Source organism: Nostoc sp. CCY 9925 (genome assembly GCF_963920935.1).
Taxonomy (GTDB): Bacteria; Cyanobacteriota; Cyanobacteriia; order Cyanobacteriales; family Nostocaceae; genus Nostoc.
Map to the genome: position 1 here is coordinate 1 of NZ_CAWUDO010000236.1, position 3,042 is coordinate 3,042.

Sequence of the window (3,042 nt, forward strand, 5' to 3'; positions counted from 1 at the left end):
AATGTAAATATTTTAGCGATCGCTCTTTGGAGAAAAACTTTTTGGTTTACTGATATATCCTTGTGTGCGCTGATGTAAAAGTTCCGACAGTGCTTTGCCAAATCCTAAGCTTAGAGCATACCCGATTGAGATTGCACGCTCATTCAATCGGCGATCGCCCAGTTCTAAGGTTGCAAAATTCTTCTCTCACTAATCCAGCATTGCTCGTCACGTTTAGTACCCGATTTCAATTACTGTACTATATTTGCTGTGCTGTTTCTTAAATCATTTACAGTAAGTTTTTCATTAACGGGAAAAGTCAGAAAATCATTGCATCGCACTATGAGTAAAAGGAGTAGCATAAATTGCTCAGATTGTTAATGCTTATTACTTTTTACCCTATGCTCATTGGTGGAACTCTTTAGGCAAGCAAGGTAGACATGAAGAATTGGGTACTATGTTTACACTTGAACAGGCGATGAAAGATTTAGATTGTCCCACTGTTATAGTGCCTTGGAAAATACGAGATGGTTACATCCCGAAAGGTGTAAAAAAATTTGATATTGCCAAAATTGGTTGAGATATTATGTAACTGGAGTCTAAATTTTTCGCTCTCCTATTAGGTGCTTTTGGGTCAGTACAAGAACGAGTGAAACTCAGATTTCTTAAACGAAATAGCAATGTGAAGTTTTGTAGTAATTGGCAATTTCCGCGAAAATTTTGAGTTTGGGATTGATAACACAATAGAGATAAAAAGCAAGGTGGACAAGTAGATTTTTCTAATTATGTAAGTCAAGCCAACAAATTAATCTGAGTTAGGAAGATAAACTTAGTTGATTGATTTTGTCCAAAAAGCAAAAAGTTAGGCTAAGCACCTGTTCAAAAATAAGTTTGCCAGCCTTATGATTTATCGTGACGCTCAAAATTAATAGTTGGGGAGCAAAAGCCCTTTCAAGGATGAAAGCGAAGGGTGGCTTTCCTTATTTCATGACAACTCCTAAGCCAAAAGACTAATTGAGGGAAAAATGAAACAATTACACAAGTTTTTAAGCCGGAATGCTCGCGAACGCCTGTTATTAGTTAAAGCAGCATTGCTACTTGTATATATCGGACTGGGCTTAAGATTGCTATTGTTTCAACACCTACGTAAGCTTTTAGCAAAAATCGCACAACTAAGCACTAAGTTGCTCCCGCCAGATGATACTTATGTGAATGAAGTTGCTTGGGCTGTAACTGTCGCTAGTAGATATATACCAGGAGCCAAATGCCTGACTCAGGCTTTAACTACGCAAGTATTACTTGCTTGGCATGGTTATCCGACTCAGCTATGTATTGGTTTCACTATAGACAAAGGAGGACAAATGTCAGCCCATGCTTGGGTAGAAAGCCAAGGGCAAATTGTAATTGGTGGTGCAGAGAATATGACTCGTTATATTCAAGTGCCACTGCAAGAAGTCGAAAGTGATAAGATTGGTAGTTGGAATTTAGAGACCATTTATAAAGTAAATCTTTAGGCTACAAGACGACACAGCATGAGATGAGTCATCGCAGCATATATGGCAAGTTCACTTATTTTCTCTCGTGGTATAAACTAGTGGTGAAGAGGCACAAAGGATAAATGAGGCATTGATACGAGAGTTAGAAGTGTAAGAAATGACATAGTATAACTCCCGGATGGGCGATCGCCTCAATTCAAGCGAGGAAACTTCGAGCGATCGCAACTAGCAAATGAGAGAACCTAGTCGTAGCGCTCGCACCCTATCAAATCGGCGTATTTCAAACCAAAGGTAATACCTACGTTCACGTCATTTTTAGAGGTGGTAATCAGCCAACCCAGCAGATACTTGTGCATATTGTACCTTGGTAAACTCACCCGCACTACCATCCTGGTCGAAAAACAATGTACCTGTGGTAGAGTTATAAATAAACCCTTGAGTAGTAGTGTTTGCAGATGTAGCGATTTTAAATTGATTGCTCCTATCGCACAACAAGACGGCGATATTTTCTTTGATACCGGGCGAAACAACGTTCTTGCTAAAAGAGGGGAACAGAAATTTTAATTGGTCTACCCCGATTTTTTCTATTCTTTCAAACACGCTTGGGCAATTGAGGTCTCTAGCCACGTTTACGCAAGGCAACACGTTTGTCTTTTTATTCTCGTCCTTCTTTGCTTCTGCTATTTTAGACTTGAATCCTTACAATTTTTGTTATAAAAATATTTATAAAGTCGATTAGTTTAATAGACATTGGGAAGGCTACTCGTAAAAAATTATTCAAGCCGACTGATAATCAATTCAACCGAAGCTCTTGAATTTGAACGTGGTTGAGCCAAATTGCATGGAACAAAGCTAGTAAAAAAATTAAACCAATAATACTACTAATAAAAGCAACTATGAGTTCGTGCTTTCGTATGGCTTTTTGCATTTTCGCGTCTATAATATTTTCAATATCTTCTAGTTCTTTGTATGACATTTAATTAAATTTAGCGACAGCAAAAATGGTGTTGAATTTACGTATTTACACAAGCTGGAGTATGTACTAAACTTATAATTTATTTGCTGAATGCGACTCAGCTAAGTGCAAGATATGAGGGAAGTAAACTACCTCTGCTAATCTATTTCAGGTACAAGATGGGTAGTTTACACAACCTTAAAAAGAAACTTAGATGAATCCCTAAATTTCTAATCTACACAACAACAAAGAAATTGGAAGCAGCTAAAACAGGAGAAGCCACAAGAGTTGCAAACAACCCTCCTGTACCAAAGCCAACCGTATCGTTATTTTGGTTGTAGAACAAATTGCCATTGCTAGAATTATAAACAATCTCTGCACTACTACCTTGAGCTAGAGAATCACTAGTAACTATAGCAAAGTCAGAGCTAATTAATGCACCATTAGTAGTGTTGTCTAAAGCCGTAAAACTTATTTTTGATAAACGGATGCTGTCTGTAGTACTTGAAAAGTCAGAAATTAGGTCTACACCAAAACTAGATACGCTAAAGGGTGTTACCAGGGCGAACGCATCTAAATGTAGTACATATATACTTAAAGAAGCTTAATCGC

At 37.7% G+C, this 3,042-nt stretch carries 4 protein-coding genes; 2 read left to right on the forward strand and 2 right to left on the reverse strand.

What is annotated here, in order from left to right; all coding sequences use genetic code 11:
- Positions 1–436 precede the first annotated feature (436 nt).
- Positions 437–559 (forward strand): hypothetical protein, encoded by a 123-nt coding sequence (locus tag ACM0OY_RS39890; protein ID WP_414574218.1) that lies wholly within the window; start codon positions 437–439, stop codon positions 557–559.
- A 445-nt stretch (positions 560–1,004) separates the two neighbouring features.
- Positions 1,005–1,493, forward strand: coding sequence for a lasso peptide biosynthesis B2 protein (locus ACM0OY_RS39895; protein WP_414574219.1), 489 nt, complete (start codon positions 1,005–1,007; stop codon positions 1,491–1,493).
- Positions 1,494–1,790: 297 nt separating this feature from the next.
- Here ACM0OY_RS39895 and ACM0OY_RS39900 read toward each other — a convergent pair whose 3' ends face one another.
- Positions 1,791–2,075: a hypothetical protein gene (locus ACM0OY_RS39900; RefSeq protein ID WP_414574220.1), complete on the reverse strand. Its 285-nt coding sequence runs from the start codon at positions 2,073–2,075 to the stop codon at positions 1,791–1,793.
- 193 nt (positions 2,076–2,268) lie between these two features.
- A complete protein-coding gene (locus ACM0OY_RS39905; protein WP_414574221.1) occupies positions 2,269–2,451 on the reverse strand; it encodes a hypothetical protein in 183 nt (60 codons plus the stop codon).
- Positions 2,452–3,042 lie beyond the last annotated feature (591 nt).